The following is an 18,110-nucleotide window of genomic DNA, read 5'->3' as shown; positions in this document are numbered from 1 at the left end:
TCGCTGCACTGGTCCGCCACGACTGCACGCGGCTACGGGTAGACACCGAGCTCGTAGTGGGACACCCCGGCGTACACGGTCACGGTGCCGTCGTCGTGAATCTCGCCCCAGGGGCGCTCCGGGAGTGAGATGTCCAGGAAGCTGCCGGAGCAGCCCTCGCAGCAGTCGAAATGGTCCTGCCACGCTGTCACGTCCGCTTCGGTGCGAGGGTTGCGCATCGTATGGACGTCGTGACCGCTGCACTCGTCGTTCGGGCACGGTGCGCCGTGGCCACAGTCCGCAGTGCCGCACGGGCAGGGACGGTCGCACCCGGCCGGTTCCCAGTCCTGGGTGATCACGGCGCGTTCTCGGGGTGACCTTCGATCCGCTGTCAGGGCTGCCACGACGTCCTGCCGGGACGCCCCGGTCGCTTTCTGCACGGCGTCCGTGAGCGCGACCACATTGCCCAGGTCGGGATCAGTGCCCGAAAGCCATACGGTCGGTGAGCCGGACGAGTCGGCCTCGTTGCGGTACAGCCTCGCGAAGAACGAACGCGTCCCCGTGTCGTATCCCCAGTCACTGCCCCGCTCCCAGCCGCGAAGCGGCAGAGCAAGGGTGAAGTCCTCGACGATTCGCTGCCCTTGTGGCACGTAGAGCGCGGTCATACGGTGCCAGCGGCAATGCGCCAGATCGCCGTGGACGATGGCGGTGCAGGCGTCGGCGAGGGCCGGATTCCCTCGGCAGCGCCGCTTGGTGCGATGGGCACGGCAATACGTCTGCGTCGCCTCGATGAGCTGGTCGCACTGCCGTCCCCCCGAGTCGCTGGGTGCCATACAGCGCTGGCGGTGCGCGGCGGCGGGGTGGCGATTGGCCAGCGTGCCGTCGGCCCGCTGCTGTTCGATCTCGCGGTGGATCCGGGCCACGCTCTCATTGCGCGCCGCGCCCTGCAGCGGGTAGACGGTGCCTTTCGTCGTCAGCAGGTTCGTGAAGGTGTCCGGGGCGAGCTGCGGCTCCAGCAGCAGCCGCAGACCGTCCTCGCCGACTGGGTACTCCACCGCTTCACCCGACGGGAGGACGCTGCGCAGGCGCCGGCTGGTGACCAGTTCGAGCCACAGCTCCAGCATCAGTTCGCAGTCATCAGAAATGGGCTGGAAGAACCAGCGCTCCTCCGCGTCATGGATGGTGCGGATGCCGCGGTGGGCCTCAGTCCGGGACGCCTTCTTCGCCCGTTCCCGCAGTCCCTGGGCGCCCGCCAACGTGGTGAGGTCCAGACGCGCCGCACGAGATGCGCGGCCGCCGACCACATGACGGGCGGCATACAGCGTGTCCACCGTCTTCGCGGCCAGCACGCCGACGTCCACCACGTCGCCGTAGGTCCGCAGGCATCGGTAGTCGCCGTCGAAGAGATTGTGGCCGATGATCAGGTCGACCTCTCCGGCCACGGCACGGAGGTCCGACAGATTCTGATCTCGGAACGTGTGAAAGGCTACTTGCCTCCAGAATTCCTGTCCCGGCATGTCGGCGGCGTCCTGTCGTTCCATCACCAAGAAGCCGACGACGTCGATATCCCAGCGCTCGGGCAGGCTCCGGCCCGCTACCCGCGCATAGTCCACATCCAGCACTCCCACCGTGCGGGGAGATCCTGGGGGCAGCCTCCGTACCGCAGGCGTGCGATAAACGGGCGCGTGGCCATACCTGTCGGCGTCCACGACGCTCGGGTCCGGCGCCACAATCGGAATCCATGCCTCCACGTCCTCCACGCTGGCATAAGCGCCGTCACTTCCTCCGTGCGTACACACCGAGTGCGCCACATAGAAGGCGAACCCCCGTCGCCGCAAATCCAACGCGTCTGGATCATCGGCAAGTTGACTCTCGGAAAACACCCACAGGTAGACCGGAACGGCCAGGTCGGACCGCAGGTACCACCCCGCTTGGAGCGGCGCCCGAGGGAAGTCGACCTTCGGGACGAAATCGGATGAATTTCCGTCGGGAGGCTGCGCCGTGAACTCCAAGAGTGGCTGGCCAGACTCCCGCCCCGCGTCGATCAACGCCTGAAAGGTCCACCCGCGCGACGGCACCCGCGGGTCACCGAGCTTGATCACGGAGGGCAGTTGCTCGTGCGGGGCAACCTCGCCAGTGCGCCGGGCCCGCGACGACGGCTTCTTCTTCCTCTTCTTCGGCATGCGCCGGACAGTAGCCACCCTCTCTGACAACGGCCGCGCCCCAAGACGACCTACCCGACGGCCCGTTGATCTTCCCGGCGTCGGACGAGGACCGCGATCATCGCGGTGACGGCTTTCGGCAGCCCGGTGAGCCGAGTGCGCAGTCGTGTCACTGGCTGCAGGCCGCCGAGACCCGGCGCGGGACACCGAGCTCCCGCGCGGGCGGACGCGACCTGCCCGGCCTGGTTCTGGACCTCGACGCCACCCTCGTCACCTGCCACTCCGAGAAGGAACAGGCAGCCGCCACCTATAAACACGGCTTCGGCTTCCATCCGCTGCTGTGCTTCCTGGACAACACCGGCGAGGCTCTGCCCGGCCTGCTGCGGCCGGGCAACGCCGGAGCGAACACCGCGAGCGACCACATCACCGTCCTGAACGCCGCCCTCGCACAGATCCCCGATGCCCATCGCCACGGCACCGACATCCTCATCCGCACCGACAGCGCCGGAGGTACCAAAGCGTTCCTGACCCACCTGCGAAACCTGCGGGCTCGCGGCATCCAGACCTTCTTCTCCGTCGGACACCCCGTCACCGAACCGGTCCGCCACGCGATCCGGGCCCTGCCCGGCCGAACCTGGCACCCGGCCCTGGAACAGGACGGCTCCCTGCGCGGCTCAGCCGAAGTCGCCGAACTGACCGGCATGATCGACCTGGCCGGATACCCCGACGGCACCCGCGTCATCGTGCGACGTGAGCGCCCGCATCCCGGCGCCCAGCTCTCCCTGTTCGACCTCGACGAGGGCATGCGCCACCAGGTCTTCCTCACCGACACCCCCATCGCGGGCGGCGGATCCATCCAGCACCTCGAGGTCCGCCACCGCGCGCACGCCCGCGTCCAGGACCGCATCCGCTGCGGCAAAGCCACCGGCTTCGACCGCTTTCCCTCCCGGCTTTTCCAGGTAAACGCGGCCTGGCTCGAGCTGTCCCTGACCGCAATCGACCTGCTCGCCTGGACCCGCGCCCTGCTGCTGGACGGCGAACTCGCGGCTGCCGAGCCGAAGAAGCTCCGCTACCGGCTGCTGCACGCCGCCGCCCGCATCACCCGCGGCGGCCGCCGCCTCCACCTGCGGATCGCCGCCACCTGGCCTTGGCGGCATGAGCTGGCGAACGCTTTCGCCTGCCTCGCGGCCCTGCCGCGGCCAGCCACCTGACCAACAGCGCCGCCCCTGCCCACCCACAACCCGAGGAACCCGGAGCACCCGACCCGAGCGCCGGGCCCCAGGCATGCCCACCCACCGACAGCCACGGTCCACCATAGTCAGCCCAGCTCAGCCGACCCAACTGAAACGGGCAGGTTAAGACCCTCGAGAAGGAGAACGAACGCTTGCGCGCGAAGCTCAGCGACTGAAGGCCCCGACCGAAGCCACCGGGCTGGCTCGCCAGCAGCGCACGGAGACCGAGCTGGCGGCAATGGCGAAGATCGCCGCCGCACGGACACCCAGTTCGCCCGCACAATGGCAGCTCATCGCTCCCTTCGGCGAAGACCCGGCCGCGCACCGGTCGGCGATACGCGCCATCGCCGCGTAGACACGGTCCACGTCAGCCTTCGCTCATTCGAGCGAAATGGTTTCGAACCACCCGCCGCTGACAAAACGGAACTGACACCATGCCGCCGTCGTACGTCAACCTCGAGTCGAAGGCGGGCCATTGGAACGGCAGGTCAATGAGCGGCAACTCTCGGTGCTGAAGTGGGTGGAAGACGGGTGTCCTGCCGGCGTTTGGGAGACCAGCTCCTACAAGACCACCTGTCAGGCACTGCAGAACCGCGGCCTGGTCCTGGTCTCCCGGAAGGGTGGGCAGTGGAGCGTCGCCCTGACGAGCGCCGGCCGGCACTACCTGGCGCAAGGCACATACTCTCCCCGTGGATCGCGCCCACGGAAGGCCCAGGCCGCCGCTCCGCAACCCCCGTCCCCCCGAGCGCAGGAAACTCCGGCCTCCGCGCGAAAGCCAAGCCCTCCTCCACAGCGTCGCGTGACATTCACGGAGCAGCTGCTGCAAGAGCTCGCGGAGGCAGGCGGCCAGATCGTCAAGCCCGGCAGCGGTCCGGACTCCGAGAAGTGGCCGTCCCGGATCGCCGCGGCGCGCAGATCCGGAAGGATTCCGGAGACGAAGGAGCTGTACGGGGGTTGGTGCCGAGGCGGGTACGAGATCAAGCTCGTCGACATCCCCGCCTGGCGCCTTGCCGTCCTCGAACCCGTCCCCGTGCCTGCCCGGCTCACCCGCCCGCACACCGTGATCCGGGCCATGCAGAACGAACAACAGCCGCTGGGCCTGACCAGGCCCGTCCAAGGACGCGCTCTCCGGCTCATCCAGGCGCTGATCACCGCTGCCGAGGCCGAAGGACACTCCAGTTCGGCGGGAGCGACCGGCTTCGCGCCCCCGTCGCATCGCCGCCGCAGAGCGTCTCCCCACTTCACCATCAACGCACAGGGCCAGACCGTGGGGTTCCTCGTCCTCCAGGAACAGGACCGGACCGAGCACGTCGCCACCGAGAAGGAACTCGCCGACGCCAAGAAGCACTCCTGGATCAGGATCCCCCGCTTCGACTACACCCCATCCGAACGCCTCCGCTTCGTCCTCAGCGGCGGCCAACCGCACCGGGCAAGCGAATGGTCCGACGCCCCCGGCCACCCCCTCGAAGACCAGCTCGCCGAGATGGCACAGGAGGTCACCCTCCGCGGCGAAGCCGCCGAACGCAGACGTCGCGACGAGATCGAAGCCGCACGCCAGAAGCGCATCCGCTGGGAAGCCGCCATGGAAGACGCCCGCATCCGGTACGCCGAGGCGTACCGCTTCAGACACTTTGAAGCGCAGGAAGTGGCATGGCGCCACGCCACCGGACTGACGGAGTACTTGAGCGCCGTACGCACGCGAGTCGAGGCCATGACCCCGGGGCAGACCAGAACCGAAGCCGAAGCATGGATCAGCTGGGCAGCATCCACCGTCGAGCGCCTCGACCCATTACACACACCACCCCGACTGCCCGACATCCCCGAACCACGAGCCGACGACCTCAGGCCCTTCCTCGGGCACTGGAGCCCCTACAGCCCCTGACACGACACCCACCTGCCACCCACCCCGCGTCACGACTGCCCCTATGACGAGGGCCAACGCCACGGCGGGTTAGCCCCGACGAAACTCTGTGTGGTGCGCGCGGTGTAGTCAGACTTCGCCGCCCTCGTCCCAACCACATTCAGTACAACGAACTCCCGCGTACATGTCGTCTCGGACGTGATCAACGGCGCTCCAGCCTTCCAACTTCGAACTTGGAGCTCCGCACCGGGGACAGCCAACGATGACGCCGAACCCATGGAAGTACCTGTACTCCAGTCCGGACTCCTCAACGGTCCGCTGCATCGTCTTCACGAGTTCTGCTTGGGAGTCCACACCTACGAGTTCCCGAGCAGCTCGATCGACATCACCGTCAACCATGGAAACCCACATGATCGGCTCAAGGAGCGGCGGAAGCGGGGTGTCGTCGAGGACAACCGGGATGACGCGGACAGAGTCATCCCTCAGTCGCCGTGTGAGGGCGGCCTCCCACTCTGTGTTCACCCAAGGGGACTTCGAAGAGTTGGCGGACCAGAAGACCATGACGGTGTCTACGAGCCCCAGCGCCTCGTTGATCTTGCCGGGGATCCGATCCCCAGGTCGGATCTTCCATGAATCAAGCCAGACGTCCACGCCGAGCAGCCGCAATCGGGCGGCAAGTGGCGTCACTTGGGGCTTGTCGCGGTGGTTGTGAGAGATGAAGGCGTGCATGAACACAGCCTCCCATCGGGGGCTCCACCAGATAGGGGAAATCGTCAAACTGACGAGATCGTGCGTCTGGCTCGTCGCCCGCGCAGTCGACCTCACCGTCCGGGACGTGAAGGAACGCGAGCTGGACACCACCCGACCCAACCGCTGCAGTAGGGCCAGTCCCCCGGCTCGGCCAGTCTGAAGCTGCCAGTGGGTCCAAGAAGTCTTCCAGCCTACCGAGAGGCGCCATCAGAGATCTCCGCACCACCTCATGCCGCGCATCCCGCGAAACCCGGTCTCAAGCAGCGGCAGCCGCTGCACAATCAGGTTCATAGGGTTGCGCCGTTCGGACATCGTCCAGATCGAAGCACCCCGGAGAGCGGCTCCCGCGCGGAAGGTGCAGATGACGAGTGGCCCACAACGACGCCTACCACTGGCCGCCTGAGCTTTTGGACCTGCTGATCGAACTGGTGCCCCGGCTCAACCGGAGCAAAGAAGGGGTCCTTGGATTCTTGCGGGGCGCTGGCGTCAGCGAAGACCTGCTCGCGCCCCATCGACAGCAGCTCGCCGCGGACAAGTCAGCAGTCAGCAAGTACAAGATCGTTCGTGCCGTGCTCAGCCGGATCAATGAACAGGGCGATGCAGGCTTGGGCGTTCGCAGGGAGATCCTCAAACGAGCGATCGAATTCGAGGACTTCTCCACACTGTGGCCGGACGACCGTCTCCCGGCCCAGGGGCTACAAGCAAGCGTGCGACGACTCGTGAACGTCAAGGACTCATTCACGCGGATGAGCCAGGCGCATGATGAAGAGCGAGCAGCTCGCATCAAAGCACGCACAAGCGAGCTTGAGCGCCTTGCTCGACGGAAGGCAAGGTTTCAAGCACTCCGAGACCGACTCAACGATCTGTTCAACGAAGACGACCCGAGAAAGCGAGGCACCGCCCTGGAAGGTGTGCTCAACGACCTGTTCGCGACCGAAGGCATCTTGATCAGGGAATCCTTCACGCTGCGCAGCGAGGAGGGGCATCCCGTTGAACAGATCGACGGCGCCCTCGAAGTCGACGGATCCGCGTACCTCGTAGAGATCAAGTGGTGGGGTGAGCCTGTCGAGATCAACGCAATGAGCCGCCACCTGGTACGGGTGTACGGGCGCTCGGAAGTCCGCGCCCTATTCATTTCTGCATCTGGCTTCACCGGGCCGGCCATCGAAGAGAGCGAACGCGCACTGAACCAGCGAGTGATCGTCCTGGGCGAACTCCGGGAGCTCGTTCTCCTGCTCGAACGGCAAGGTGATGTTGCGGCCTGGCTGCGCGAAAAGGTCCGCTTCGCGCAGCTCGAACGTCGTCCTCTCGCCCTGCTGGGCTCCGATTTCTGAGCACCCTACGCACCATCAGAACACTCAAGCGCACAGCGTCCAGCCAGGCAGTCGTTCGCCCAATACCGATGGCAAGGCGCTCCCCCAATACCGTCGCTGCACACAGGGGATCCGCTGCGCGTCTTCTGTCACGTCCGTGTCACGAGCCCCATGGACGCTTGCGTGTCACAGGGCTCCGACCTGGACTTACGCGACCGTCCTGGACCAGCTGGACGCCCAGAGACGGCTTCTACGACATGTGCCACGTCGTGCCGAGCGAGGGCCCGAGGATCAGGACCGGGGCGTCGTCCGGCCCGTCGAAGCGGTACTGGAGGGCGGGGGTCGTCGTCTCACTCACCGCTCCACGCTAACGTCCCTTCCTTGGTGCTCCGCCCCAGGGCCCCGAATCCGCCCAGACGGCTCCCGAACATCAGCGGGCAACTCTCACATCCTCTTCACCGAAGCGCAGGTCACGACGGGGCGGCGGCGTCGGCATCGGAGGGCGAATCAAGTAGTCGAACAGGCGTCCCCGCGTGTCGCGTGTCGTCGGCTTCGGGGTGCGGCGGTGGTCAGAGGTCGTCGGTGGTGGTGCCTATGCCGGTGAGTGCGCCCACCGGGTCGAGGTCCGGGGTGCCTCTCGGCCACCAGTCGTCGTGGCCCGGCTCGGACTCGTAGGCGTACCACAGCCCGTCGCGGCCCAGGCGGAGCTGGACATGGCCGTGCGGGTGGGTGAGGTGGTTGCGCCAGGGCCGGAACGCCGGGAGGTCGGCGGCGAGGAGCAGGGGGCGGGCGCGGTCGAAACGGCCCGCCGGTGGGTCCCAGGGCTCCTCCAGGACGGCGAGCCCTTCGAGGCCACCCTGACGCCAGGCGGCGACGGCCCTGGCCAGATCGGCCGGGGTGCGGCCGGTGGCGGCGGCCAGGGAGGAGTACAGCGCGCGGGTCGTGGCGGTGAGACCGGAGCCGGGGCGGGCGGCGGCCAGCCGTACCGCGTCCTGCCAGAGCGTCAGCTCGGCCACCGGATCGCGTCCGGTGGTGAGCAGCGCGTGCGCGCGGGCGGCCGCGTCGGTGGCCAGCTGGTCCAGCGCGAACGGGTCCGGGCCACCCGGCGCGCCCGGATAGACCGGCGGCTGCTCCGGATGCGGCGGCGGGGGCAGCGGCACGGGCAACGGTGGGAGCGTGCGTGGGGCGAGCGCGTCACGGGCCCGGACGCCGGGGAGCGGTGCGGGCTCCTGCTCCTGGGCGGGGCGGGCCGCACGGGCGGCGTTGCGCCGGGACAGCGCGTCGAGCAACTCCCGCTCGCCCCGGCCCCGCAGAAGCAGCAACACGAACGGGTCCTCGTCCAGCAGCCGCGCGGTCTGATAGCACAACGCCGCCGCGTGCTTGCAGGGGTGCCCGAAGTCGGGGCAGCTGCAACGGGGGTCGAGCTCACCGGGGCCGGGCAGCAGGCGTACGGCGCGTGGGGTGCCGGTGCCGCGTCCGGTGCCGGCTCCGGCTCCGGCTCCGGCGAGGGCCTCGGGCATCTTTTTGTCCAGCAGTGCGGCTATGTGTGCCGGTCGTTCGGCCGCCGCGTCGAGGAAGCGGTCCCATTCGTCGTCGTCCAGCGTGCGCAGCCGTAGCTGCACCCGGTACGGCCGGGGACGGCTTCCGTGCACGTACGCCAGCACCAACCCGGGCGTCACGGTGATCGCGTCCACGTGCCCCTTGTCGGCATACGCCCGCCCCCGTGCGAGCCGAGCCGCATCCAGGGCGCCCTCTTCCAGAGCCGCGACCCACGCATTGCCCCACCAACTCTCCGCGAACCCTCCCTCGCCCTCGGCCGAGGGGCGCGGCGGGAATGCCGGGAACGTACGACGCAGCTCCCCGATGGGGGTCCCCCCGCTCGAGCGAAGTCGAGAGTGGGGGAGGGAGGGGGCGGCCATGGTCCGGGGGACGCGGGGGGTGACTTCGGCCGCCGCGCCAGTGGAGTGGTCGGGCATGGGGTGGCCATGGGGCGCGGGGTCGAGGGCCTCCGGGTCGTGGCTCTCGGAGGCGTGGGTGGGGCCGTCGGAGGCGTCGGGGGCGGGGCCCTCTGAGGCGGAGGCATGGCTGGTGAGGTCGTGGGTCGGCGTCGGCGCGCCGCCGGTGTCCGGCTGCTCGGTGGACGTGGGCCGGGCGGAGGCCATGTCGTGCGTCGACTCGTCGGGCGCAGGCCCCTCGGAGGGCAACTCGAAGGCACCGGCGAGCAGTTCGCGGACGTCACGGGCCCGATGTCCCCCGGTGCGGCCCGGGCTGCCGCCCGGCGTGCCCTGCCGTGCCCAGGAGCGGGGCGGCGGCGAACCGGCGGCTCGGCGGGCGGTCTTGGGTTCCTTGTCCTCGGCGTTCTCGGCCTCCGTTCGAGCCCGCTCGGCCGCGTCGCGCGCGACCCGCAAGGCCTCCCGGGCGATGTCCCCGGGGCGGGCGCCGGACCGGGAAGGCAACGGTGCACCGGGCGGGGCACCCTCCCCGGCTCGGATGCCCGTCGGCTCGGCGGGAACACCCTCGCCCACCGGCTCCTCGGAACCGGCCGCCTTGGACTCCACGGCCCTCCGCAACGCCTCCCGCGCCACATCACCCGGGCGGCCCGCCCCGCGAACCCGGGCCACACCGACAGGCGGCGTCGAAGCCGGGTCCCGGCGGTCGGCGCCCTCCGGCCCTCCCCGCCCCTGTTCCCGCGCCGCACGCAACGCCTGGCGAGCCGCGTCGGCGGGACGTGCCCCGGCACCGGAGTCCGGCACGCCCGCATCTGCCCTTCCCTCGCGCGTCGCCTCCCCAGCCGTGCCCTCCACGGCTCCCGGCTCCTTCTCGACCCCGCTCACGTCGACCTCCGCAACGACACCAGGTCCGTCAGCTCGCGGTCGGTCAGTTCTGTGAGGGCGGCTTCGCCGGAGCCGAGGACGGCTTCGGAGAGGGCTCGCTTGGATTCCAGCATTTCGGCGATGCGGTCCTCGATGGTGCCCTCGGTGATGAGGCGGTGGACCTGGACTGGCTGGGTCTGGCCGATGCGGTAGGCGCGGTCGGTGGCCTGTTCCTCGACGGCGGGGTTCCACCAGCGGTCGAAGTGGACGACGTGGCCGGCGCGGGTGAGGTTCAGGCCCGTGCCCGCCGCCTTCAGGGAGAGGACCAGTACCGGTGTCGCTCCGCTCTGGAAGCGGTCCACCATCGTTTCGCGGTCCTTGACCGGCGTACCGCCGTGCAGCAGCTCGACCGGGACGGCGCGTGCGGCGAGGTGCGCGGTGATCAGCCGGGCCATGCCGACGTACTGGGTGAAGACCAGCGCCGAGCCGTCCTCGGACAACAAGGTGTCCAACAGCTCGTCCAACAGGGCGAGTTTGCCGGAGCGGGCGGCCAGGCGGTCTCCCGTGCCGGCGGCCTCCTCCTTCAGATACAGCGCCGGGTGGTCGCAGATCTGCTTCAGGGCGCCCAGGAGTTTCAGGACCAACCCCCGGCGGGCGATCCCCTCCGCCGTCTCGATGGCCAGCAGGGACTCGCGCACCACCGCCTCGTACAGCGCGGCCTGTTCGCGGGTGAGCGGGACGGGGTGGTCGGTCTCGGTCTTGGGCGGGAGTTCGGGGACGATGCCCGGGTCGGACTTCTTGCGGCGGAGGAGGAAGGGGCGGACCAGGCGGGCGAGACGGGTCACGGCCTCCTCGTCCTCGCCGTTCTCCACGGCGCGGGCGTGGCGCGCCCGGAAGGACTTCAGGGGGCCGAGGAGCCCCGGGGTCGTCCAGTCGAGCAGGGCCCAGAGCTCGGAGAGGTTGTTCTCGACCGGGGTGCCGGTGAGGGCCACGCGCGCCGGTGTCGGGATCGTGCGCAGGGCTTTCGCCGTCGCCGAGTAGGGGTTCTTGACGTGCTGGGCCTCGTCGGCGACGACCATGCCCCACTCCTGCTGGGCGAGCCGGGGTGCCGTCGAGCGCATCGTGCCGTACGTGGTGAGGACGAAGCCGCCGTCGAGGCTCTCCAGGGTGCGGTCGGGGCCGTGGAAGCGGCGTACGGGCACGCCGGGGGCGAAACGGGTGATCTCCCGCTGCCAGTTGCCCAGCAGGGACGCGGGGCAGACGACCAGCGTGGGCTGGGGCCGGGACCGGCGCAGGTGCAGGGCGATGACCGTGATCGTCTTGCCGAGGCCCATGTCGTCGGCGAGGCAGCCGCCGAGGCCGAGGGAGGTCATGAGGTCCAGCCAGGCCAGGCCCCGGAGTTGGTAGTCGCGGAGGGTGGCGGCGAGGCCCGGCGGCGGGTCCACCGTGCCGATGCCGGCCGTCAGGCGGTCCCGCAGTGCGGCCAGCGCGCCGGCCGGCACCGCCTCCACCGTCTCCCCGTCGACCTCGGCGGTGCCGGTGAGGGCCACGGACAGGGCGTCCACCGGGTCGAGCAGGCCCAGTTCACGTTTGCGGGCCTTGCGGACGAGGGCCGGGTCGACGAGGACCCACTGGTCGCGCAGGCGGACGACCGGGCGGTGGGCCTCGGCGAGGGTGTCCATCTCGGCCTCGGTGAGCGGGTCGCCGCCGATCGCCAACTGCCAGCGGAACCGGAGCAGTTCCTCGCTGTCGAAGAAGCCGGTGCCGTCCGTGGCCGAACCGGGCGCCGGGCGCACCTCGGCCCGGGCGCTCAGGTCGTGGGCCAGGTCCCGGGGCCAGTGCACGGCGACCCCGGCCGCGCCGAGCCGGGTCGCGGCGACGCCCAGCAGGTCGGAGAGCTCCTCCTCGGAGAGGGCGAGGACATCGGGCACGTCCTGCTCGGAGAGCCGGTCCAGCGGTGGCCAGACCCGGGCCGCGCGCCGTACGGCCAGGGCCGCGTCCACGCGGGCGCGGGGACCGAATGCCGCGTCCGCGTCCCCGGCCCACAGCGCGGCCGCGTCGACGACGATCGTCGGGTCAGCGAGGCTGTGCACCTGCACCACGGCGGCGCCCGCCCGTCGCCCGCCCTCGCTGTCGTCGAACAGGTCGTATGCCGACAGGTCGAGCCGCAGGGAGATCCGTACGCCCGCGTCCATGCCCGCGGCGACCTCGGCCGCCCAGTCGCGCGCGGCGGGCAGCCGCTGTCCGGCGCTCGCCGCGAACGGTTTCCCGGAGACGTACGGCGCCGCCGGGCCGCGCGGGAGTGTGTCGGCGACCGCGTCCAGGAAGGACCGCATCAGCGCTTCCGGCTCGGGCAGCCGGAGGGGACCCTTGCCGGGCAGCGGCACGGCGTGGCCCTCGTACGGCAGGGCTGCGGCGACGGCCCTGAGGTGCGCGATGTCGTCGGGGTCGAGCGGTCCCGCCCGCCAGGCGTCGAAGCCCTCGGCGGTCAGCCCCGGCAGCAGCCGCCCCCGGGCCACGAGCCGCAGCGCGTGCAGAGCGGCGGCACCCCAGCAGGCCGTGGCAGGGTGCGCGGCCGGATCGCGCCGGGCCCCGGCCAGCAGTGGCAAGGCCTCACCGATGGGCAGGGTCACGGCGGGGACGATGCCTCTGCGGACTCCGGAGCCATGTCGTCGTGCGACAGTGAGGTCCTCGGTGGTATCCGAAGGTGGCGCCCCGCCCTCCGGGTCCCAGAAGGCGACCCGGCCGTGGCGGGGCAGCGGGGAGGGCAGGAATACGGCAGCCAGCCGCACGGGAACAGCTGTGTCGGCCTCGGGAACAGCCATGTCTCGCATACGTCCGGTCACCTCCCGCCCTTGAGTCGGATGAGCCACTGAGGACCTGATCAGCTGTCTCCGACTCTACGGGCGGGGTCTGACAATCGGCCCTCGTCCCGTTCGTGCCCAGGTCAGGGCACTGTCCGCGAGACCAGGTACACCATCGGATGGTCCGGGTTCGACCGGTTCACGACGATGTCATGGGTGGGCGCGGGGTTCTGCTGCTCGTGGACGAGGCCGTACCAGGGGCCGGCGCCGGTGAACTTCCAGCCGACGATGCCCCGGTCGCGGGAGTTGATGGCGATCTCGTCCTCCTCCAGGTCGTCCGTGCTGACGCCGATCTGGTTGAGGAAGCGCTCCAGGCCCTCGTTGCTCGTATAGAACTGCACGTACAGACGGCTGGTCTTCCAGTTGTTCGTCTCGTAGTACGCGACATGCTTCGAGTACGGCGGGATCGGCACCTGGTAGATGCGCTGCTGGACCCGGGAGGGCCAGTGCGCGGTGAGGCCGGTCGCCGAGTACTTCGCCTCCTTGTCCTTGCCGCTGTCCCGGCTCTGATTGGCGGAGATCACCAGGTAACCGGCCGGTACGCCGATGAGCAGCACGATGATCGCCAGGGTGAGCGCCCTGCGGCGGATCTTGTGGCGGCGGTCCTCGGGGGGCCGCTCGGGTTCCTCCGGGGACGCGCTCTGGTGCGGCAGGGCGGCGGTCATGCGGAGTCCTGGGTGGTGCGGCGGGCCTCCACGTACCGCGCGTAACGCTCGTAGCGCTCCACCCGGCGCCGGTTGGCGCGGCGGAAACGGCGGGCCACGAGGCGGGCGAGGTCGGCGGCGCCGACCATGCCGGCCTCGGGGCCGAGCTGGGCGCGGGCGATACGGGCCTCGGGGCGGTAGCCGCGGCCGGTGAGCTGGCGCTTGAACGCGTCCCGCGCCGGAGCGATCAGCAGGTCGTCGGCGGCCGAGACGCCGCCGCCGATGACGAAGCAGGACGGGTCGAGGGCGGCGGCCAGGTTGGCGATGCCGACGCCGAGCCACTGGCCGATGTCCTGGAGCAGCTCGATGCACATCGCGTCGCCCTCGCGGGCGAGCTCCGTGATCATCGGCCCCGTGATGTCGCCGATGTTGCCCTTGACGTGCTCGATGATCCCGTACGCCACCGGGGAGTCGGCGGCGGCCAGCTCGCGGGCCTCTCTGACGAGGGCGTTGCCGGAGCTGTACTGCTCCCAGCAGCCGCGGTTGCCGCACGGGCAGCGGTGGCCGCCGGGCACCACCTGCATATGGCCGAACTCGCCCGCGACGCCGAACTTGCCGCGCTTGACCTGGCCGTCCTCCAGGATCGCGCCGCCGATGCCGGTGCCGAGGGTGATCATGACCAGGTGGTCCTCGTCGCGGCCGGCGCCGAAGCGCCACTCGGCCCAGGCGGCGGCGTTGGCGTCGTTGTCGACCAGGACGGGCACGGCGAGGCGGCCGGCGAGGCGGTCGCGCAGCGGCTCGTTGCGCCAGGACAGGTGGGGGGCGAACAGGACACGGTTGCGGTCCGCGTCAACCCAGCCGGCCGCGCCGATGCCGACCGCGTGCACGTCGTGCCGGTCGGAGAGGTCCAGGACCAGCTCGACGATGGTGTCCTCGACGACCTGGGGGCTCTTGGACTTGTCCGGGGTCTCCGTGCGGAGCTTCTCCAGGATGTTTCCGTCGGCGTCCACGACGCCCGCCATCACCTTCGTGCCGCCGATGTCGATGCCGACGGTGGGGACGCGGGGGGCCGTCAGGTGGGAGCGGCGCTCGCGCGTTCCCACGGTCCGCAGGACGGTGGCCCGCGCGGAGCCGCGGTGGGTGAAGTCGCGGTAGGTGCTCATCGGCCCGATTCTGCCTTAACGCTCCGCTTGGTGCGCCGGTGGGGCTGGGGGTGGCATGGGTGGAGTTTTGACTGCGGGTGAGTGGGGGCTTGTCGCGCAGTTCCCCGCGCCCCTAAAAGAACTGGGAGCTCCCTCGGCCGAAAAGCACAGGGAGCGCCTTCAGGTTACGACCTCACCAAAAGCTGGAATTCGAACGAATAGCGCGACGCTCGGTAGATGTGGGTGCCGTATTCGACTGCTCGTCCTGTGTCGTCGAATGTGGTGCGTTGCATGGTCAGGAGGGGGGCGTTTTCGGGTTCTCCCAAGCGGTCGGCCTCCTCTGGGGTTGCTGCTCTTGCGCCGATTGTTTGGCGGGCGCTGTGGAGGGTGATGCCTGCGGTGCGCATGAGGCGGTAGAGGCCGGTGGCTTCCAGTTGGGGGGAGTCGAGGTCGAGGAGGTCGAGGGGGAGGTAGTTGCAGAGGTAGGCCATGGGTTCGCCGTGGGCGAGGCGGAGGCGTTCGATGCGGCGGACCTCGCTGCCCTCGGCGACGGCGAGGGCGGCGGCGACCTCGGCGGAGGCGGCGACGGTGGTGTTGACCAGGACGCGGGTGGCGGGGCGCTGGCCGGCGGCCTCCAGGTCGTCGTAGAGGCTGCTGAGCTCCAGGGGGCGCTTGACCTGGCTGTGGACGACCTGGGTGCCTACGCCCCGGCGGCGGACCAGCAGGCCCTTGTCGACCAGGGACTGGATGGCCTGGCGGACGGTCGGGCGGGACAGGCCCAGGCGTGCGGCCAGCTCGATCTCGTTGCCCAGCAAGCTGCCCGGGGTGAGCTCGCCGTGCTCGATCGCGGCCTCCAGCTGCTGGGACAGCTGGAAGTAGAGCGGGACCGGGCTGCTGCGGTCGACGCTGAGCTGGAGCGACACGGTCGGATCCACATCTGGTTTCGGCACGGGCCGAGCGTAGCCCCGGTGCCTGGTGACGGGAAGTTGCGTAGTTCGGTTGTCCGGACAAAGCATTGACACAGCGGCGGGTGCGACCTCACTTTGTTTCCCATGCGCATCGGACTCATCGGAGCTGGTCGGATCGGGACGATTCACGCGACCACGCTCAGCCGTCACCGTGATGTCGGCTCCTTGATCATTACGGATGTCGACCCGGCCCGGGCCCATGACCTCGCGGATCGCCTGGGCGAGACGGTGGCACCGGGGGTGGATGAGATCTTCACCTGGGGCGTGGACGCCGTGGTCATCACGGCCGCGACCTCGGCCCACGGCGAACTGATCGGTCGGGCAGCACGCTCGGGACTCCCGGTGTTCTGCGAGAAACCCATCGCGGTGGATGTGCCGGGCACCTTAAACGCGCTCACCGAGGTCGACTCGGCGGGAACCGTGCTGCAGATGGGCTTCCAGCGCCGATTCGACTCCGGGTACGTCACCGCGCGCGAGGCCGTGCGCTCCGGCCGACTCGGGCGACTGCACACCGTACGGGCGCTGACGGCGGATCAAGCGCCGCCGCCCGCAGCGTACTTGCCGGGGTCCGGCGGGATCTTCCGGGATTGTCTGATCCACGACTTCGACATCGTACGGTGGGTGACGGGGCGTGAGGTCGCCTCGGTGTACGCCACCGGGTCGGACGTCGGGCATCCGATGTTCCGGGAGGCGCACGACCTCGACACGGCGGCCGCCGTACTGACGCTGGAGGACGGCACCCTGGTGACGGCGACGGCGGCGCGCGTGAACGGGGCGGGCTACGACGTGCGCATGGAGCTGGCCGGGGAGCTGGACACCGTCGTGGTCGGCCTGGACGACCGTACGCCGGTCGCGTCCGCGGAGCCGACCGGACCGCCGCCCGCCGACAAGCCGTGGACCGGTTTCCTGGAGCGCTTCGCCTCCGCCTACGAGGCCGAGTTCGCCGCATTCGTCGAGGTCGTGCGCGGTGAGCGGGCCAACCCCTGTGACGGCCGCGAGGCCCTCCAGGCCCTCCGCGTCGCCGAGGCGTGCGAGCTTTCCCGCCGGGAGCAGAGACCGGTGAACGTCGGCGAGATCGCGGGCGGACGCGACTGAGCCACGAGGACGCCACCGACGCGGAGGACATTCACCAGCGCACGGGCAGGCTCCGCACCCCCCGTATCAGCATGCCCGGCAGCCAGGCGCCCGGTGGGCCGTCGAGGGTGAGGGTGGGGCATCGGGTCAGGAGTGCGCGCAGGGCGACGCGTGCCTCCAGGCGGGCCAGCGGTGCGCCCAGGCAGAAGTGGATGCCGTGGCCGAAGGCGAGGTGGCCGCGGGTGTCGCGGTGGATGTCGAAGCGGTCCGGGGTGGGGAAGCGGGTGCCGTCGCGGCCGGCGGCGGCCAAGGCGACCATCACCGAGTCGCCCGCCGCGACGGACGTACCGGCGATGTCGAGGGGCTCGGCGGCGTAGCGGAACGTCGCGTTCTCCACCGGGCCCTCGTGGCGCAGCGTTTCCTCCACGACCGCGTCGAGGAGGCTCATGTCGGCCCTCACCTCGGCGAGTTGAGCGGGGTGGGTGAGGAGGGCGTGGACGGCGTTGGTGATGAGGTTGACCGTCGTCTCGTGGCCGGCGATGAGGAGGATGAAGGCCATGCCGCGCAGCTCGTCCGGTGACAGGCGGTCACCGTCCTCGTCCGTCGTGCGGATCAGCGCGCTCAGCAGATCGTCGGCGGGTGGGGAGCAGCGCTTGTTCTCGATCAAGTCACCGAGATACGCGGCGAGTTGGACGAAGGCGTCGTACTCGCTCTCCGCGCTGGTCGGCGCCACCGTCTCCGTCGACCACTTGCGGAACGCCGCCCGGTCGAACTCGGGCACCCCGAGCAGCTCGCAGATGACGGTGAGCGGCAGCGGGTAGGCGAACGAGTCCACCAGGTCGGCACGGCCGAGCGGCAGCATGGCGTCGAGCAGCGAGCCGGTGATCTCCTCCACCCGCGGCCGCAGTTGCTCGACCCGGCGGGGCGTGAACTCCCGGACTATCAGCTTGCGCAGCCGGGTGTGGTCCGGTGGGTCGCTGACCAGCAGATACTTCCCGATCAGCTCTTCGTCGAGAAACGTGATCCCGATCTTGGAGCCGTCCTTCGACAGCCGGGGGTCGGCGAGCGCCGCCCGCGCCTCCTCGTAGCCGACCACGAGCCACACCTCGTGCTGCTTGTCGGGCATCGGAAGCCGCACCCGGTGCACCGGGCCCTTCGCGCGCAGCTCCGCGTACACGGGGTACGGGTCCTCGGTGAACCGCGTCCCGTACGCCCCCAGGTCGCTCACTTCCACATTCCCCATGAGTCCCCCTCACCCACACAACGCCCGCCCTCACCCACAAGTGCCCGCCCCACGCCCCGATTTCC

Annotated in this window: 11 protein-coding genes and 1 pseudogene; 4 read left to right on the top strand and 8 right to left on the bottom strand. The window is 70.1% G+C overall.

The window, feature by feature from the left end; genetic code table 11:
* Nucleotides 1–32: 32 nt before the first annotated feature.
* The gene (locus F3T56_RS37830) at nucleotides 33–2,081 is read right to left on the bottom strand and encodes a hypothetical protein (protein WP_149830007.1); all 2,049 of its coding nucleotides are present in this window, start codon (nucleotides 2,079–2,081) and stop codon (nucleotides 33–35) included.
* A 218-nt stretch (nucleotides 2,082–2,299) separates the two neighbouring features.
* Between F3T56_RS37830 and F3T56_RS37825 the strand changes: the two are divergent.
* Nucleotides 2,300–3,352, top strand: a pseudogene (locus F3T56_RS37825) (IS1380 family transposase); the annotation flags it as partial.
* Nucleotides 3,353–4,172: 820 nt separating this feature from the next.
* Complete coding sequence (locus F3T56_RS48665; RefSeq protein ID WP_246204275.1) at nucleotides 4,173–5,255, top strand: hypothetical protein; 1,083 nt, start codon at nucleotides 4,173–4,175, stop codon at nucleotides 5,253–5,255.
* A gap of 108 nt (nucleotides 5,256–5,363) precedes the next feature.
* Here the strand turns inward: F3T56_RS48665 and F3T56_RS37815 are convergent, their stop codons facing one another.
* On the bottom strand, nucleotides 5,364–5,963 hold the full coding sequence (locus F3T56_RS37815) for a toll/interleukin-1 receptor domain-containing protein (protein ID WP_149830006.1): 600 nt from the start codon (nucleotides 5,961–5,963) through the stop codon (nucleotides 5,364–5,366).
* Between the two features lie 389 nt (nucleotides 5,964–6,352).
* On the opposite strand from F3T56_RS37815, the gene F3T56_RS37810 reads away from it, so the two are divergent.
* On the top strand, nucleotides 6,353–7,318 hold the full coding sequence (locus F3T56_RS37810; protein ID WP_149830005.1) for a restriction endonuclease: 966 nt from the start codon (nucleotides 6,353–6,355) through the stop codon (nucleotides 7,316–7,318).
* Nucleotides 7,319–7,866: 548 nt separating this feature from the next.
* On the opposite strand, the gene F3T56_RS37805 is transcribed toward F3T56_RS37810, so the two are convergent.
* From F3T56_RS37805 to F3T56_RS37785, 5 genes are all read right to left on the bottom strand, one after another.
* Entirely contained in the window at nucleotides 7,867–10,050 is a 2,184-nt protein-coding gene (locus F3T56_RS37805; RefSeq protein ID WP_149830018.1) for an SWIM zinc finger family protein, read from the bottom strand.
* Between the two features lie 77 nt (nucleotides 10,051–10,127).
* Complete coding sequence (locus F3T56_RS37800; RefSeq protein WP_149830004.1) at nucleotides 10,128–12,944, bottom strand: DEAD/DEAH box helicase; 2,817 nt, start codon at nucleotides 12,942–12,944, stop codon at nucleotides 10,128–10,130.
* A 113-nt stretch (nucleotides 12,945–13,057) separates the two neighbouring features.
* A complete protein-coding gene (locus F3T56_RS37795; RefSeq protein ID WP_149830003.1) occupies nucleotides 13,058–13,639 on the bottom strand; it encodes a sugar kinase in 582 nt (193 codons plus the stop codon).
* Nucleotides 13,636–14,781 (bottom strand): ROK family glucokinase, encoded by a 1,146-nt coding sequence (locus F3T56_RS37790; RefSeq protein WP_149830002.1) that lies wholly within the window; start codon nucleotides 14,779–14,781, stop codon nucleotides 13,636–13,638. The genes F3T56_RS37795 and F3T56_RS37790 overlap by 4 nt, the downstream gene beginning before the upstream one ends.
* 164 nt (nucleotides 14,782–14,945) lie before the next feature.
* On the bottom strand, nucleotides 14,946–15,683 hold the full coding sequence (locus tag F3T56_RS37785; RefSeq protein WP_172639329.1) for a GntR family transcriptional regulator: 738 nt from the start codon (nucleotides 15,681–15,683) through the stop codon (nucleotides 14,946–14,948).
* 129 nt (nucleotides 15,684–15,812) lie between these two features.
* On the opposite strand from F3T56_RS37785, the gene F3T56_RS37780 reads away from it, so the two are divergent.
* Entirely contained in the window at nucleotides 15,813–16,823 is a 1,011-nt protein-coding gene (locus F3T56_RS37780) for a Gfo/Idh/MocA family oxidoreductase (RefSeq protein WP_149830001.1), read from the top strand.
* A gap of 31 nt (nucleotides 16,824–16,854) precedes the next feature.
* Here F3T56_RS37780 and F3T56_RS37775 read toward each other — a convergent pair whose 3' ends face one another.
* Nucleotides 16,855–18,045: a cytochrome P450 family protein gene (locus F3T56_RS37775; protein WP_149830000.1), complete on the bottom strand. Its 1,191-nt coding sequence runs from the start codon at nucleotides 18,043–18,045 to the stop codon at nucleotides 16,855–16,857.
* Nucleotides 18,046–18,110 lie beyond the last annotated feature (65 nt).

Origin of the sequence: Streptomyces tailanensis (assembly GCF_008386495.1) — a bacterium.
In the GTDB taxonomy this organism is placed as follows: Bacteria; Actinomycetota; Actinomycetes; order Streptomycetales; family Streptomycetaceae; genus Streptomyces; species Streptomyces tailanensis.
The sequence above is the reverse complement of the archived record's forward strand: the minus strand, read 5'-3'. Positions and strand labels throughout refer to the sequence as shown.